The 16,491-nt window shown below is 66.0% G+C and carries 8 protein-coding genes and 1 tRNA gene; 4 read left to right on the top strand and 5 right to left on the bottom strand.

All coding sequences use genetic code 11. The features are described from left to right. Positions 1-63 precede the first annotated feature (63 nt). Both MJ601_RS09105 and recA read left to right on the top strand, forming a co-directional pair. Complete coding sequence (locus MJ601_RS09105; protein ID WP_242125569.1) at positions 64-423, top strand: response regulator; 360 nt, start codon at positions 64-66, stop codon at positions 421-423. 98 nt (positions 424-521) lie between these two features. After that, entirely contained in the window at positions 522-1,595 is a 1,074-nt protein-coding gene (recA, locus tag MJ601_RS09100; RefSeq protein WP_281061233.1) for a recombinase RecA, read from the top strand. 343 nt (positions 1,596-1,938) lie between these two features. On the opposite strand, the gene MJ601_RS09095 is transcribed toward recA, so the two are convergent. The 5 genes from MJ601_RS09095 to MJ601_RS09075 form a co-directional block, all read right to left on the bottom strand. After that, a complete protein-coding gene (locus MJ601_RS09095) occupies positions 1,939-5,514 on the bottom strand; it encodes an error-prone DNA polymerase (protein ID WP_242125564.1) in 3,576 nt (1,191 codons plus the stop codon). After that, the gene (locus MJ601_RS09090; RefSeq protein WP_491572901.1) at positions 5,511-7,109 is read right to left on the bottom strand and encodes a Y-family DNA polymerase; all 1,599 of its coding nucleotides are present in this window, start codon (positions 7,107-7,109) and stop codon (positions 5,511-5,513) included. Before MJ601_RS09090 ends, MJ601_RS09095 begins: the two co-directional genes overlap by 4 nt. Next, positions 7,003-7,836, bottom strand: a complete 834-nt coding sequence (locus tag MJ601_RS09085) for an ImuA family protein (RefSeq protein WP_242125560.1) — start codon at positions 7,834-7,836, stop codon at positions 7,003-7,005. Before MJ601_RS09085 ends, MJ601_RS09090 begins: the two co-directional genes overlap by 107 nt. 159 nt (positions 7,837-7,995) lie before the next feature. Next, a complete protein-coding gene (locus tag MJ601_RS09080; protein ID WP_242125559.1) occupies positions 7,996-12,183 on the bottom strand; it encodes a translocation/assembly module TamB domain-containing protein in 4,188 nt (1,395 codons plus the stop codon). Next, positions 12,183-14,279 (bottom strand): autotransporter assembly complex protein TamA, encoded by a 2,097-nt coding sequence (locus MJ601_RS09075; protein WP_242125556.1) that lies wholly within the window; start codon positions 14,277-14,279, stop codon positions 12,183-12,185. The genes MJ601_RS09080 and MJ601_RS09075 overlap by 1 nt, the downstream gene beginning before the upstream one ends. Positions 14,280-14,427: 148 nt before the next feature. Between MJ601_RS09075 and recJ the strand changes: the two genes are divergently transcribed. Next, positions 14,428-16,194 carry a single-stranded-DNA-specific exonuclease RecJ gene (gene recJ / locus MJ601_RS09070; RefSeq protein WP_242125554.1) on the top strand — a complete coding sequence of 589 codons (1,767 nt, stop codon included), beginning with the start codon at positions 14,428-14,430 and terminating at the stop codon, positions 16,192-16,194. 121 nt (positions 16,195-16,315) lie between these two features. Next, positions 16,316-16,391: transfer RNA gene (locus tag MJ601_RS09065), tRNA-Glu, on the top strand. Positions 16,392-16,491 lie beyond the last annotated feature (100 nt).

Genomic DNA, 16,491 nt, shown 5'->3' with positions numbered 1-16,491 from the left:
GTGATTATGCTCGGCAGCGTATCGCGCTCAGGGTAGCGATCGGGCAGAAATTGGGGACCAAGCATGGCGGACGGCAAGACCATCCTGATCGTGGAAGATGAAGCGATGATCGGCATGATGCTGGAGGATTATCTCGACACGCTGGGATATCGCCTGCACGCCATTGCCGAATCCGTCGACGAAGCCTGCGCCCGTGCGCGTGAGGGCGGGTTTGACGCGGCGCTGGTCGACTGCAATCTGCATGGCGAGAAAAGCTGGCCCGTGGCGGACATTCTGGCCCAGAGCGGCATTCCCTTCGTTTTCGCGACGGGCGGCATGGCCGACGATCTTCCCAGCAGTCATGCGGATCGTCCGACCCTGGCCAAACCCTTTACCATCGGCGCGGTGGAGCGGGCGTTGGGCAAGGTTCTGGGAGTCGCGTAGGAAATTTCTGTTCCCCTCTTGTTCTTATGGAGCAAACAAGATACATGCTGGCCATGCGCCAGAGAATCGGCGCGTTCCGCTTGACAGGGGATAGGCCGATGACCGCAATGCTCTCACTCATCGATTCCAAGAAGACAGGGACAATGGACAGACAGAAAGCATTGGAAGCGGCCCTTTCCCAGATCGACCGTGCCTTCGGCAAGGGTTCGGCGATGAAGCTGGGCAGCCGCGAAAAGATCGAGATCGAGGCGATCTCGACCGGATCGCTGGGGCTGGATATCGCGCTGGGCATCGGTGGCCTGCCCAAGGGGCGCATCATCGAGATTTATGGCCCGGAAAGCTCGGGCAAGACGACGCTGGCGCTGCACGCCATCGCCGAGGCGCAGAAGGGCGGCGGGATCGCGGCCTTTGTCGATGCGGAACATGCGCTCGATCCCGGTTATGCCAAGAAGCTGGGCGTCGATATCGACGAACTGATCGTCTCCCAGCCCGATACCGGCGAACAGGCGCTGGAGATCGTGGACACGCTGGTGCGTTCGAACGCGATCGACGTGCTGGTGGTCGACTCGGTCGCGGCGCTGGTGCCGCGTGCCGAAATCGAGGGCGAAATGGGCGACAGCCATGTCGGCCTTCAGGCGCGCCTCATGAGCCAGGCGCTGCGCAAGCTGACCGGTTCGATCTCCCGCTCCAAATGCATGGTGATCTTCATCAACCAGGTGCGCATGAAGATCGGCGTCATGTACGGCAATCCCGAAACCACGACCGGCGGCAATGCGCTCAAATTCTACGCCTCGGTCCGTCTCGACATTCGCCGCACCGGCCAGATCAAGGACCGTGAGGATATTGTCGGCAACACGACCCGGGTGAAGGTGGTCAAGAACAAGGTCGCCCCGCCCTTCAAGCAGGTCGAATTCGACATCATGTATGGCGAGGGCGTGTCCAAGATCGGCGAACTGCTCGACATCGGCGTGAAGGCCGGTCTGGTCGAGAAATCGGGCGCCTGGTTCTCCTATGACTCGATCCGCATCGGTCAGGGCCGGGAGAATGCCAAAACCTATCTGAAAGAACATCCCGAACTGGCGGACAAGCTGGAGAAGGCGATCCGCGGCAAGACCGAGGAAGTCGCCGAAGGGATGATGGCCGGACCCGAAGCGGAGGATGATGGCGAATAAGCGCTGATCCAGTCCTTCGGCCAGATCAACCGGAGGGCTTCGGCGCCGCTCTGCCCGCCTGCTGCTTCATGCACTGAAAAGGCCCGCTGCGCGACTGGCGCGGCGGGCCTTTTACCTTTTTGGTCGATGTCAGATGGAGGGAGGAGACGCATCTTCCGGAATCCTCCCCATCGGGAGATGGGGAGGGGGACCATGCGAAGCATGTGGAGGGGGAAGTGGAACGACCTGCGCCGTACAGGCTCTGCCTTCCACTACGAGCTTCTGCTGCGCTCTCCCTTCCCAAGCTATCGCGCGGGCAGGATGCAATGTCCCGCTTCCGGCGGCAAACCGGCATTGCGCTTTCTCAATGAAAATCCCGGGATTGCGGCAAGATCCGGACATTGCGCGGATGTCCGGCTGGGCGCCGATGCCGGGACCGGCCGGTCCCTTCCCCCAACCCTTCGGTCAGGCGCGCCATTTCAGCGCTGCGATCGTGAATCCGGCTGGCCATCAGGTGGACGACACCTTCCCTGCTGCGTTGGACTTCCCCCTCCACCAGCATCAGCCGCGAGGCCATGACCGGCCTTCGCTGCCTTTCGAACAATCGTGCCCAAAGCAGGATATTGGTGATCCCCGTCTCATCCTCGATCGTGATGAAGATCGCGTTGCCCTTGCCCGGCCGCTGCCGTACCAGCACGACACCCGCCGTCTTGACCAGCGCGCCGTTCTTCGCCGCCGCCGCCTCCGCGCAACTCAGTACCCCCTCCGCCGCGAAGACCGGTCGCAGGAACTGCATCGGATGCCCCTTGAGCGACAGCCGCGTCACCGCATAATCCGTCGCCACCTGCTGCGACAAGGCCATGGCGGGCAGCAACGCATCCGGTTCCTCGCCCAGTTCACGAACTTTGGCGGCGGCAAACAAGGGCAGTTCATGCGAAGGCGTCCGCCGCGCCTCCCACAAGGCTGCCCGCCGGTCCTGTCCCAGCGACCGGCAGGCATCGGCATCCGCCAGCAGCCGCAGGGCCCGCGCCGGCAATCGCGCGCGACGGGCCATATCCTCGATGCCCGCGAACAGCCCGTCCGCCCGCGCGGCGACCAGTTGCTTCGCCCAATCCTCGCGAAAGCCATCGACCTGGCGGAACCCCAGCCGCAGGGCGATCGCCCTCCCTTCGCCCTCGCCCCGCCCGCGATCCCGCAGGCGCAAAAGCGGTTCCAGCCTATTGTCCCATCCGCTCATGTTCACATCGACATCATGGACGGTGACGCCATGCTCCCGCGCGTCCCGCACGATCTGCGCGGGCGCGTAAAATCCCATGGGCTGCGAATTGAGCAGGGCGCAGGCGAACACGGCAGGCTGATGGCATTTGATCCAGGCCGACACATAGACCAGCCGCGCAAAGGACAGCGCATGGCTTTCGGGAAAACCATAGCTGCCGAAACCCTCGATCTGCTTGAAGCAGCGCTGGGCGAACTCGGCTTCATAGCCGCGCGCCACCATGCCCCTGACCATCTTTTCCCGGAAATGGTGGATGGTCCCGACATTGCGGAAGGTCGCCATGGCACGGCGTAGAGCGTCCGCCTCCGAGGAAGAGAAACCGGCAGCCACGATCGCCAATTTCATCGCCTGTTCCTGAAACAGGGGAACGCCATAGGTATCGCCCAGCAATTTTTTCAGCTCATCGGGCGGCCCATGTTCCGGCGACGGTCGGGGATAGTCGACCTTTTCCTCACCACAGCGCCGTCGCAAATAGGGATGCACCATGTCGCCTTCGATCGGCCCCGGCCGGACGATCGCGACCTGCACGGTCAGATCATAGAGATTGCGCGGTTTCAGGCGCGGCAACATGTTGATCTGCGCCCGGCTTTCCACCTGAAAAACGCCGATGCTGTCACCCTTGCCGAGCATGGCATAGACCTGTTCATCCCCTGCCTCCAGATCGACCGTCAACTGATGGTCGCCCAGCCCCTGCTCCCGCATCAGGTCGAAGGCGCGGCGAATGCAACTCAACATGCCGAGCGCCAACACATCGACCTTCATCAGGCCGAGAGCATCGATGTCATCCTTGTCCCATTCGATGAAGCTGCGATCCGGCATGGCGGCATTATGGATCGGAACCGTCTCATCGAGCCGGTTGTGGGTGAGTACGAAACCGCCGACATGCTGCGAAAGATGCCGGGGGAAAGGCGCCTCGATCAATTGCTCGACCAAGGCCCGCAACCGCATGATTTCCGGATTCTCCAGCCCGAAGCCTGCATCCCTGAAACGCGCATCGCCCAGATCGCCGGAATAGCTGCCCCATATCGTGCTGGAAAGGCGCGTCACGACATCTTCGCTCAGTCCCAGCGCCTTCGCCACTTCCCTCAGGGCACTGCGCGACCGATAGTGGATGACGGTTGCGGTGATGCCCGCCCGTTCCCGTCCATAACGGCGGTAGATATGCTGCATCACTTCCTCGCGCCGTTCATGTTCGAAATCGACGTCGATGTCGGGCGGCTCATTGCGTTCTTCCGACACGAAACGGGAAAAGAGCAGGTCATGCCGCAATGGATCGATGGACGTCACATCCAGCAGGAAGCAGACGATCGAATTGGCTGCCGACCCCCGTCCCTGGCAGAGGATGGGCGGCTTCTGCGCGCGCGCGAAGCGCACCAGATCGTAAACGGTCAGGAAATAATAGGTGTAATTCCGGTTACGGATCAGCCTGAGTTCCTGTCCGATCAATGCCCTGACCTTGGGTGGCAATCGGCGGCCATAGCGCCGCCTGGCTCGCCTGCGAACCAGATTTTCCAACCAGTCGTCCGGCAACCACCCCGGAGGAACCGGCTCATGGGGATATTCATATTGAAGGTCGGTCAGACGGAAATCGACGCCTTCCGCAAAGCGGACGGTTTCCGCAATCGCCTGCGGACATGCGGCAAACAACCGGGCCATTTCCGCCGGGGATTTCAAATGGCGTTCCGCATTCGCTTCCAGCCTGCGCCCCGCATCCTTCAGCGTCACCCCTTCCCGGATGCAGCTCAACACATCCTGCAAGGGCCTTGCCGATGGCTCTGCATAGAGAATGTCATTGCTGGCCAGCAGCGGCACATCCAGTTCCGTCGCGACCTTCTGCATATTTGCGATATGCCGCGCATCTCGCCCCTGATAACCCAGGCTAAGCCCCAGCCAGACCCGTCCGGGCGCCTTGTCTTTCAGCAAATGCAGCGTCTCGATCCAGTCCATCGGCGGTAGGGAGGAGGACACCAGTCGCAGATGGGGAAAGCCTCCTTCCGGTTCAGGATCGGCAAAAGGATAATCCGGGGGGGAAGCGTGCGCTTGTTGCAGTCGTGCCGTGGAAAAGGGAAAGACGATCAGTTGCATGTCCTGCAGATGCGCGATCAGATCGTCCAGGCGCAGGATGCAGTCGCCCTTGACCGCCTGCATGTTCCCACGGGTCAGCAAACGCGTAAGCCGTCCCCAACCCGGACGGCTGGTGGGATAGGCAAGAATATCCGGCGTCCCGTCGACAAAAACCAGCCTGGCTCCAACGATCAGCCGCAAATCGGTTTCGCAGGCCGCTCGTTCTTTTTCGGTCAGCTCCGGCGGTTCTCCTCTTTCCTTCTTTCTGTCGCTCCATGCTTCCCGTGCCTTGGCGGGGGCATCCCGCAGCGCGACATGAGCGCGCACCACGCCCGCCACGCTATTGCGGTCGGCAAGGCCGATCGTATGCAGCCCCAGTTCGATCGCCCTTGCGATGAGATCGGATGGATGCGAAGCGCCGTGCAGGAAGCTGTAATTGCTCATGACGCCCACCTCCGCGAAAGAAGGGGCTGCCGAAGGCATGGCTGGGGGAGACTCATGGCTCCTGCTTTGCCTACGCGCCGCCTCCAGCGCGTTCCATTCCCGCCGGTCGGTGGATTTGGGCTTGGCAGGATCGGGGCCTTTGCCGCGCCCTTTCATGCGAACAGGCCATGGATATACCAGCCCGGATGCACCGCCTCCGTCCCGTAAAGGCCATTGCGGAAAATCCAGTAGCGCCGCCCGCGCGCATCCTCGACCCGGTAATAGTCGCGCGTCAGTCCCGCGCTTTCGCTCTCCAATGTGCCGTCCTTGGCCGTCCACCATTCGGGCGCGATCCGCTCCGGCCCCTCATAGCGGGTCACTTCATGGCTGGCACGGCGCCAGCGGAAGCGATGCGGGGGGCCGTCGGGCACCTGCGCCACCACTTCGATCGGCTGGGGCGGATCGAACAGATGCAGTGGCCGCATTGGCGGATCGCCTGGCTCCTGCCGCTGCGGCCAGTTCAGCGGCGGACGGCTCTCCACCGCAGGGAGGGCGAGTTGGGCCTGTTCGGGGATATGACTGTCGCCTGGGTGAAGCCGCTGGATGCGCGCCCGCCCCGCCCGGATCGACAGCCGGTCGACCAGCGCCGCGACGCTTTCCTCGCGACGGGCCTCGCCGCCCTCCAGCGCCAATTGGGTCGGCGCCATCGGCTCGGCCTGCGGAACGGTGAGGCGCAGCATGTCGAAGCCGAAACCCGGATCGAGCGGATCGGACAATGCCTCGATCCGTTCCTGCACCAGCCGCATGATCGCGGGCGCATCGCGCACCGGCAGGCTGGTTTCGACCCGCAGCGGGAAGGCCAGGCCGTCGCTGCGGAAGAACACCACCTCGAACCGGCGGCCGCCTTGCCCGCGTTCGCCCAGCCTTTCGCCAGCCTCCGCCGCCATGTCCGTCAATGTCTTCAGCGCAAAGGCCGTGCTGCCCATGGGTTCGGCAAAGCGCCGTTCGATCCGGATCGCCGGGCGCGGCCGCCGGGGCGCGAGCGGCCGCCGCCCCAGCCCCAGCAGCGCATGCAGGGCATCCACCGCTTCCTCCCCGAAACGCGCCGCCAGCACCGCCGCCGGGCGCGCCGCCAGATCGCCCACGGTGCGCAGCCCCGCCCGGCGCAGCGCCACCGCGCTCTCCTCCTCCTCCAGCCGCAAGGCCTCGACGGGCAGGCGGCGCAGGGCCGCATCCTCATCCGCCGCCGCGCCGACCGGGAAGCGGCACAGCGCATGCGCGCCCTCCGCCGTTCCGGCCAGCGCGTGGCGCACCCGCATGCCATGCCGCTCCAGCCGGTCGGCGGCCTCGCGCGCCAGCGCTTCCTCGCCGCCCCAGAGATGCGCGCAGCCGCTGATGTCGAGCATCAGGCCGAAGGGGGAATCGAGTGCCGCCAGCGGCGTATAGCGGGCGGAACCGTCGCATAGCCGTTCCAGCCAATCCTGATCGGCATGGGAGTCGGCATCGAACACGCGCAGATCGGGCTCGCGGGCGCGTGCATCGGCCAGCGTCATGCCAGGGGTCAGTCCCAGCGCCAGCGCATCGGCGTCCAGCGTCGCCAGCCGCATGGCGCCACGCACGGGTTCGACGACGACCGCAGGCCCGTCACCCGGCGAACCCCAAAGCTCAGGCCGCGCGATCCGCAGCCGGTCGATCGGCAGGAAGGGGAACCACAGCGCCAGGTAGCGGCGCTGGGCGATCATGTCTCCCGCTGTGCTGCTGTCCAAGGTCATGGCGTTCATCGCGCCCACCTCCCATCTCTTCAAACACGCCCCGGCCATTGTCCCATGCAAGCCGCCAATGCAGCCCATCCCGTCCCGCCCGCCGCCGCAGCAGATGCAGGTCGAAAACGCTCATGCCCGGCCCATTTCCCGGCAGGGGAAGTGAAGGCGCAGCCGCCACCCGCCATCGCGTATCGGCCGCGCTCGGCACCGGGTCACCGCCCAGCCGGACCAGCAGCGGCGTCACGCCCGATTCTTCCGCCGCCAGCGCCAGCCGGCGGCTGGCCGTCAGGTCGAGCAAGGGCGCCCGTCCCCGCAATTCCACCACCAGCGCGCCCAGGGCAGGGCAGCGCAATCCATCCACCGCGGCGCGCAGCAGCATGGCGTCATCCGCCATCATGCCGATCAGCAACCGTTCGGGATCGATCCCCAGCGCGGCCAAGCCCGGACCATAGGGCATGCCGCCGACGCGCCCCGCCGCTGCCGTCCGCAACCAGAGCAGCGGCGCTTCGCCTGCCGCCAGCCGCGCCAGGATCAGCGCCAGTCCGGCCGCTGCGCCCTCCTCTTCCGCAGTGGCGAAAAACTCATGCACCCGGCCGCGTGCCAGTCCGCCGTCCAGCGCCTGATCGAGCGGCGCATGCCCCGTCGCCACCCGGGCGCAGGTCTGCGCGGCTGGAATCCCGTCCAGCGATGCGATATGCCGCCGTAAGGCAGCGAGGGTCTTCACCGACTCGGTCATAGCATTTGTTCCTGATTTGTTCTTTTTGCGCCAAGCAGGGCGACTGTCAATCGGTCTGCGGCGTCAACCGGATGGAGACGCCCCGCCGCGCGCCGGAACAGTCGGCTGCGGTGGCGGCGGCATCCGAATTGCCCGGCACATGCGGATAGCCGGACGGGTTCAATAATCCTTCGAATAGCGCAGGTTCGCGGACGATCCCGCATTGGTGCCCGTCTTCGACAAGAGGCTCAACGTCCTGGACAGCGAGATTTCGAGCTGGGTCGCGGTGAAGCCCTTGGGATCGGTGATCACCTCCACATAGATATTGTTGGAGATATGCTGCCCGACCGCCAGCGATGTGCCGCGCCCGGTCGCCTCGTCGCCGCCGACAATGCCGATGCGATCGACGCCGGAGGCATTTTGCAGCTTGCCCATGGGATTCAATCCCCCGCCGCCCCCGCGCAGTCCGTTCAGCGCGGCGGCAAGCTGGATCGCCTGCGTGGCACTGAGGTTCGCGACATTGTCGCCGAACAGGATGCGGGCAAGGATTTCGTCCTGCGGCAGGGCCGGCGTCGAGACGAAGGCGATGTCCGGCTGCTGCGCCGTGCCGCCCACGGCAATGCCCGCGGTCACATCATTGATCTTCGTTTCGGCGCGGATCGCCAGCACCGGGTTCATCATCGGCCCGTTGAAGGTGATGACGCCCTGTTCCAGATCGAACTGATGGCCCGAGAAGCTGTAGCGGCCCCGGATCACCTCGATCCTGCCGACCACGCGCGGGTCGGAGGCGGTGCCGGTGACGCGCATGTCCGTCTTCCATTCGGAATCGAGGCCCATGCCGGTCACGTAAATCTCATTGTCGGCACGGACCCGGACATCCAGCTTCCATGTCGTCGGCCTGGCGGCCGTCTGCCGTGCGGCGAGCCGCTGGTCGAGCAGGTCGGTGCCCTCACCCTTGCGCCGCACCCCGGTCAACTGGCGGATGTCGGTGCCGCCCTGCCACGCCACGCGATAGCGGGTTTCGGGCAGCGAGAGATCGCCCCTGATCAGCCCGCCATCGGCCGCGCTGTTGGTGATGTTGAGCGTGCCGCTGACCACGCTGGTAATCGCTTCGCTACGGGCCAGGCGGGCGCGGTCCAGCTTCACCGCAATGTCCATGGGATAGCCGCTGTCCGCCGCAAGGCCCACCGTGCCGCTCGCCTGCACCGTGCCGTCGCCCGCCCGGCCCGAAAAGTCGCGCAGCTCCAGCCGGTCGTTGGTGAAGCGCCCGTCGAGCCGCATCTGGGTGACGCGGGTACCGAACGTCTCATTCTCATAGGTCAGCGCATTGGCGCGGACGATGCCGTTCAGCCGCGGCGCGCTCAGACGGCCGCCGAAATCCGCCGCGACCGCGATCGGGCCGGTCAGTTGCTGGTCGGCCTGGCCCGCGAAGGAGAACAGGACATCGGCTGGCCCGGCATAGCGGATGCCCCCGCCCAGAGGTGCGGACTGCAACTGTTCGCTCCAGCTCGCGCCCGGTCCCGGCGGGGCGAGCGTCGCGACGAAGCGGCCCAGCGTCGCATTGCCGCGCCGGATGAGGCCGCGCATGTCGCTGCCCGCGCCGGACAGCTTGCCCTCGATCGCCATCGACACCGGATCGGACACGGCGGTCAGGCTGGACCGGCGGAAATCGCTGATCGCCAGGCGCGTGGTCGCGGTGGGGAAGGCGTTGCCGCTCCGGGCGAAGTCCAGCGTGCCGGTGGCCTTGCCGCTGATGCCGATGCCCGGCGACGCCATGTTGACGATGGCGAGGTCGAAATCCTTGAAGCGCGCCTGCATCGCGCTCTGGTCGCCGAAGCGCCCGGCCAGGTCCACCCGGCCCTGCGGCAGCACCAGCGTCGCGGGTTCCAGGCGATATCCCGTCCTTTCGATGCGGACGATGGCGGGCTGGGCGAAGCGGAAGGGGATGTTGCTCGCCTTGCCGTCCAGCGCCACGGCGTAGAGCGTCGGGCGCAGCGCGGCGTTCACGGCCAGCGAAAAGGGCACGCCGGTCGATCCGTCCGCGACCAGTTGCGCCCGCCCGCGTCCGCCCTGATAGTCGATCCGGCCGCGGGCCTTGCGCACCACATAATCGCCATAGGCGGCATTGGCCATCTGCACATCGGCGCTGATCTGCGGCTGATCGGTCAGCACCATGTTCGCCGCGATCAGCGCGCGGCCGATCACCACATCCGCCTCTCCGGGCAATTTCGCATTGCTGGCGGTGGCGTTGAGCTGGGCGCCCTGCGCCTTGCCCACCGCCGTCAGCCGGGCCGTGCCGGTGATGCCCGACCCGTTCATCGCCAGCTGGCCGGTGAAGGGACCGGCGGCGCTTTGCCGCACCGTGCCGTTCATGTCGACTCCGGCGAAGCGGGCTTTCGTGATGTCGATGGTGAGCGGGCCTTTCGCCGTGCGGATCAGCACATTGGCGAAGAAGGGGCCGTAGGGCGAGCCGCCCGTGGTTTCGAGCCGATAGCCCCCCGCCTCGCCATGAAGCTTTGCCACCACGTCCTGGAGTTGCACGCCGACATGGGGACGGGCGGCGCGTAACACGGCCTGTGGACGCTCCATCGTGCCGCGCACGGTCAGCGCGAGCGGGCCATATTGGCGGGAGGATGCGCTGGCGTCGAACGCGATCGCGCCATCCGTGTCATAGCTGCCCGATCCCGAATGGACCTGAAAATTGGGCGCCGCGCCCTTGAGACCGGCGAGGGTGAACCTGCCCTCAGGCGTCATGCCGATGCGCCCGGACAGGACCGCATTGCCGCCCAGGAAATCGCGGACCGACGCATTGTCCCAGCGGGCCGTGCGCACCCCGAACCTGCCGTCCAGACCGAAGCTGCCCCTCGGCCCCGGCACCAGATGAACATCGGTGTTGAGGTTGACGATGCCGACGCCGTCGATTTTATAGTCATTGACCCGGCCCTTGAGCGCGCCGCGATACATGGCCTTGTCCAGATCGGCCAGCACGATGGCGGTGGCGTCCACCCGGTCGCTGTCGATCTTGAGATTGTCGCTGATGAGCTTGCCCGCCGCATAGGCAAAGTCGCCCTTGACGCGAAGATTTTGCAGGAGACCACCCGCCGCAGCGTTGAGGCCGGTCACGCGGCTGGCGGTGGCGCTGACCGGGATGCGGATACGGTCGGCATCGATGACCGCGCGCCCGCTGGCCTTCAGATCGTCAATGCCGGTGGCGTCGAAGGCAAGATGTCTGGCGCTGATGTCATAGTCGATGAAGGGCGTCGCCATCGGGCCGTCGAGAATGACGGAGGCGCGGACGTCCTGCCCCTTCACCTTCTCCATGATCGCGCCGGGGGTCAGCAGGGCGGCATCGATCTTCAGCGCGCTGAACCGGCTCTTGCCGAGGTCGATCAGCCCCTGTGCAGTGGCGGAGAGGGCAGGCGACTTCAATGATCCCCTGAGGTTCACACGCCGCTGGTTGAGCCCCGCCAACAGGTCCACATCCAGTTGCGGGGCGGTCAGACGGTCGACCGTCCCGGCGAAGACCAGCCCCGGCCGCACCGGTCCCCTGGCGGCGAAATTTCCGTTCCGGGCGACCAGCGCGATGTTCGCCAACTCGCCCTTGCCCGATGTCGCGACCATCCGCCCGTCCCAGGCCTGCCACGTTCCCTTGCCGTCCAGCGTCGCGGTGAATCCGTCGGTCAGGCCGCTCATCGCCGCGATCACGCCACCCCTGGGCGCGGTGAGCGTGCCCTTCATGGCGAGGCGGTTCTGCGCGGGCACGGCGTCGAGATGGGCCTGCAAACGATCGCCGCTGTCCACCACGGCATCGGCCGACAGGATGGCGCGGCCGTCGGATATGTGGGTGACGCCGTCGATCGCGATCTCACGCTTCTGGCCGATCACCGGCTTGGCGACGAGGAAGCGGGCGATCTTCAGCCGGTCGACGTCGATGTCGAGGTCGGGCAGGATCGGCGCATTGGGATCGGTACTGGTGACGTTGAACCGCGGGCTGCGGGCCAGCACCACCAGCGGGCTTTCCAGCAGCCGCACCGAAATATGGTTGTCGATGTAGCGGAAGGGGCTCCACACCACATGGACGCGGGGGCTGACGGCGAAGATCCCCTTGGGGTCGCGCAGCACCAGATTGTGGATGGTCATGTCGCTGTAGATCGACCCGTCGATCCGCCCGACCTCGATCGCCATGCCGGATTCCAGCTTGAGCGCGGCGATCTGGCGGATGAGGAATTTTTTCCCCGGCTGGGTGTTGAGGAACAGCAGCAGTCCGGCGACCAGCACCAGCAGGCCGGCGATCAGGCCGGTCGCACCCAGCACCACCTTCTGCCAGAGCGGGCGTGGTTGGCGGATGATGACGCTGTCCTCTGCCATCAGAAGGCCTGCCCGATGCCGATATAGAGGGTGAATCTGGACTCGCCCGGCTGCCGGTTGACCGGCATGGCGATGTCCGCGCGAAACGGGCCGAAATTGGTGTAGAAGCGCCCGCCGACGCCGACGCCATAGCGGATGTTGGAAAATTGCGGTATGGAGCTTTCATAGACCTGGCCCGCATCGACGAAGGCGACCAGGCCATAATCGCCGAAGCGATAGCGGCCCTCGACCGCGAATTCATTGACGGACCGGCCGCCGATCGGATCGTTTTTGACGTCCTTCGGCCCCAGCTGCTGATAGCCAAAGCCGCGCACCGATCCACCGCCGCCCGCATAGATGCGCCGCGACGGAGCGATATCGTCGCGCGCCACCCCGCTGATCGTCCCGATCCGGGTACGCCCTGCGATGACGAGGCCGTCGGACAACGGATAATAGCCGGTCAGGTCGAAGGTGGCGCGCAGATAGGGCGAGAAATTGCCCTGCAACGACCCCTCCGGCTCGGCGCGGAGGTTGGCGCGGAAACCCCGGGTCGGATTCAGCAGGTCGTTGGACCGGTCATAGCCAAGCTGCATCGGCAGGCCGCCGATGAAATAGGTGCGCCGCATCTTGTCCGCCGTCGCCGGATCGACCACCACCTGCTCGTTCGTCAGCAGCACCTCCGCGCCATAGCTGTAGGTCCAGCGTTTCTGGAAGATCGGCGTGGACTGGCGCGACCAGCCGATGTTGAGACCGGCGGTATAGGCTTCATAGGCGTCGTAATTCTGGTGATTGAGCGACGCGCCTGCCTGGAAAGTCCTGTCGCGCTTGCCTGCATTGGAGCGGCGGAAAGTGCCCGTCACCCCCTGTTCCTGCGTGCCCGCGATGATGCTGGCGATCACCGCGCCTTCGGGCGGGAAAAGGTTGCGGTGGGTCCATGTGCCCTCGGCACGGAAGCCCTGCCCCGTGCCATAGCCCAGTTCCCCGGCCAGGGTGCGCGGCTTGCCCGCCTCCTGCGTGACGTTCAGGTCGACATATTCGGTGCCGTCCGGTCCCGGCGCATTGGTCCGCACCGGATCGACCGACACGCTGGAAAACAGGCCCGTTGCCACCAGCGCCCGGCGCAGGTCGTCGACCTTGCGGCTGTCATACGGTTCGCCCGGCCTGAAGCGGCTGATGACCTTCATATGATCGGCGCCGAAGGCCTGTTTTTCGCCGGCGGTGGTGATCCCACGGAATGATCCGCGCGGCCCGGTCTCGACCGGCAGCGTGTAGTCGCCCGTGGCCGTCGCGGGATCGAGCAATATGTCGCGCTGCCCGACCTTCGCGAAGGGATAGCCATTTTCCGGCAGCTTGACCCCGACATTGGCCTCCGCGCCCTCGACCGCCGCCGCGACGATAAAGTCGCCGGTCTTGAGCGGCAGGCTGTCCCGGATCAGGTTCGGCGGTACGGTCGGCCCGGCGTGGATCACGATATCGCCGATCTTGTAGCGCTTGCCTGGCGTCACCGACACGACCGCCTTCAGCGATCCATTCGCCGACTGATCCAGGGACGCCAGCGCGGTCGCATCATAATAGCCTTCGGAATAGAGCAGACGCACGGCGAGCGCCTCATCCTCATGCGCGCGGGCCTGCACCATGGCGGCGGTGTCGGCCCTGCCCTTGCCCCCGACCAGTGCAGACGCGTCCCGGAAATCATCCTCCAGCCCGGTCTTGCCGAAGCCTTCGATGCTGACCGCATAGGCGACCGGCTGCGTCTTTTCATCGGGGCTGCTGCCGGTCGCGACCTGCAAGGGCACCTGCACGCTGTCGAGCGGCGGGAGCGGGGCGGCAAGTTCCCGTTCCTCCTGCGGTTCGGTGGCGGGCGGCAGCTCGGCCGGCGCGCTGGTCTGCGGCATCTGCCGGTCGATCCATTCATCGATCGACGGCAGCGGAGCTTTTTTGTCGGCAGGCGCGTCACCCACTTTTGGCAGGCGTGCCTCGAACTCGCTGTCGGGCAGGATCGGTTCTTCCTGCTGTGGCGAAGGCGGCGGCGTCTGGGCCATGAGGGGGAGGGGGGAGGCCGCCATCATCATCAGACCCAGGGCATGCCGAACCCGCTTTGCCTGCCCTGGACCCATGGAAACCGCTTTGCCCCTTCATCCTTCGCCCTCCGGTACATATTGGGCGGGCGGGAATGACAATACGCGCAACGGGTTGCATCGGTTCCGCCTGCGTCATGAAGCGAAGGGGCTACCGCCCGAATCCCATCCGGTCTAAGTCCGTTTCATGACTATCGCGCTCAACATCACCCGTTCGATCCTCGGCCAGCCCTGGCGGTGGCGCGCAGGTCATGCGGACGGGCGCGATCCGGGCTATCGGCCCGACGATCTGGTGACGCAATTGCTGCTGGCGCGCGGTTGTCCGCGCGACGCGGTGGAGGCGCACCGCAACCCCACCATCCGCCATTTCATGCCCGACCCCAGCCTGTTCCGCGACATGGACGCCGCCGCCGAGCGGCTGGCCTATGCGGTGGTGGGCCAGGAGGATGTGCGCATCTTCGGCGATTATGATGTGGACGGCGCGACCAGCGCGGCGCTGCTGATCCGGCTGCTGCGCGATCTGGGCCTTGCGGCGCGGCCCTATATCCCCGACCGGCTGATGGAGGGCTATGGTCCTTCGGGAGAGGCGCTAGTCCGGTTGGCGGGCGAGGGTGCGACCCTGATCGTCACCGTCGATTGCGGCGCGCAGGCGTTCGAGGCGTTGGCCATGGCAAGGGAAGCGGGCGTCGATGTGGTGGTGGTCGACCATCATAAATGTGCCGCCGCCCTGCCCGAAGCGCTGGCGCTGGTGAACCCCAATCGCCTCGACGAAGCGGAGGAAGCCGCCGCCCATGGTCATCTGGCGGCGGTGGGCGTCGCCTTCCTGCTGGGCGCTGCGCTGATCCGGGTGCTGCGCAAGCGGGGCTGGTTCGCGCAACGGTCCGAGCCGCCGCTGATGGAACTGCTCGACATCGTGGCATTGGGTACGGTCGCGGACGTGGCGCAATTGAAGGGCCTCAACCGCGCATTCGTGGCACAGGGTCTCAAGATCATGGCGAAGCGCCGCAATATCGGTCTCTCGGCCCTGATCGACGCCAGCCGCCTGACGCGGGCACCGCTTTGCCACGATCTGGGCTTTGCGCTCGGGCCACGCATCAATGCGGGAGGGCGCGTGGGCAAGGCGGATCTGGGGGTGAGGCTGCTCACCACGCAGGATCCGGCCGAAGCGGCGAAGATCGCGCAGGAACTCGACCTGCTCAACGAAGAACGCCGCGCCATTGAAGCGGCGGTGCAGGCGGAGGCCGAGGAACGGCTCGCCGCGCAGGGCAACCGCGCGGTGGCGCTGGTGTCGGGTGCAGGCTGGCACCCCGGCGTGATCGGCATCGTGGCCGGGCGCATCAAGGAAAAGGCGGGCCGCCCCGCCATCGTCGTCGCCATCGATGAGGAGGGCGTGGGCAAGGGGTCGGGCCGCTCCATTTCCGGCGTCGATCTGGGCGCGGCGGTGCTGGCGGCGAAGGATAGCGGCCTGCTGGTCGCGGGCGGCGGCCACGCCATGGCGGCAGGCCTGACCGTCGCCGTGGACAAGGTCGATGCGCTGGCCGATTTTCTCGACGATCGGCTGGCCACTGCCGTCGCCAGGGCGCGAGACGATCGCGCCCTGCTGATCGACGCGGTGCTGGCCCCGGCGGGGGTCAATCCCGACTTCGTCGCCGCCATCGATGCGGGCGGTCCCTATGGCGCGGGCTGGCCTGCGCCACTGATCGCATCGGGGCCGATGCGGGTCATCAAGGCGGACGTCGTGGGCAATGGCCATCTGCGCGCGGTCATGGCGGGCGACGATGGTCGCTCGATCAAGACCATCGCCTTCCGCCAGGCGGAATCCGATCTGGGACAGGCGATTTTGGGCGCCCCTCGCGACCGGCGGCTGTGGATCGCGGGCCGGGCGAAGATCGACGACTGGGGGCCGCGTCCCGCTGCCGAACTGCATATGGAGGATGCCGCCTGGGCCGATTGAAGCCTGAAAAAACAAATTTGTGCTCCGCGACATTTTCATGACGAAAAGGGGGTTGACCGCTCCGGAGCCACCGCCTAATGCCCGCCTCGCTTCGCAGCGACGCCCACGCGGAACTGCATGTGGCCCCTTCGTCTAGCGGTCTAGGACGCGGCCCTTTCACGGCTGAAACACGGGTTCGATTCCCGTAGGGGTCACCACCTTCCTCTCCCGGGAGGTGCCAGGAAGTGCCGTAAACGGCTGTTTTCTGCTGGTTTTTTGTGGTATACCCGTCTCAGACGGAGCAGGTAGATACCACCG

The sequence above is a fragment of the Sphingobium trunci genome (genome assembly GCF_022664535.1).
In the GTDB taxonomy this organism is placed as follows: Bacteria; Pseudomonadota; Alphaproteobacteria; order Sphingomonadales; family Sphingomonadaceae; genus Sphingobium.
This window is presented reverse-complemented; position numbering and strand designations above follow the sequence as displayed.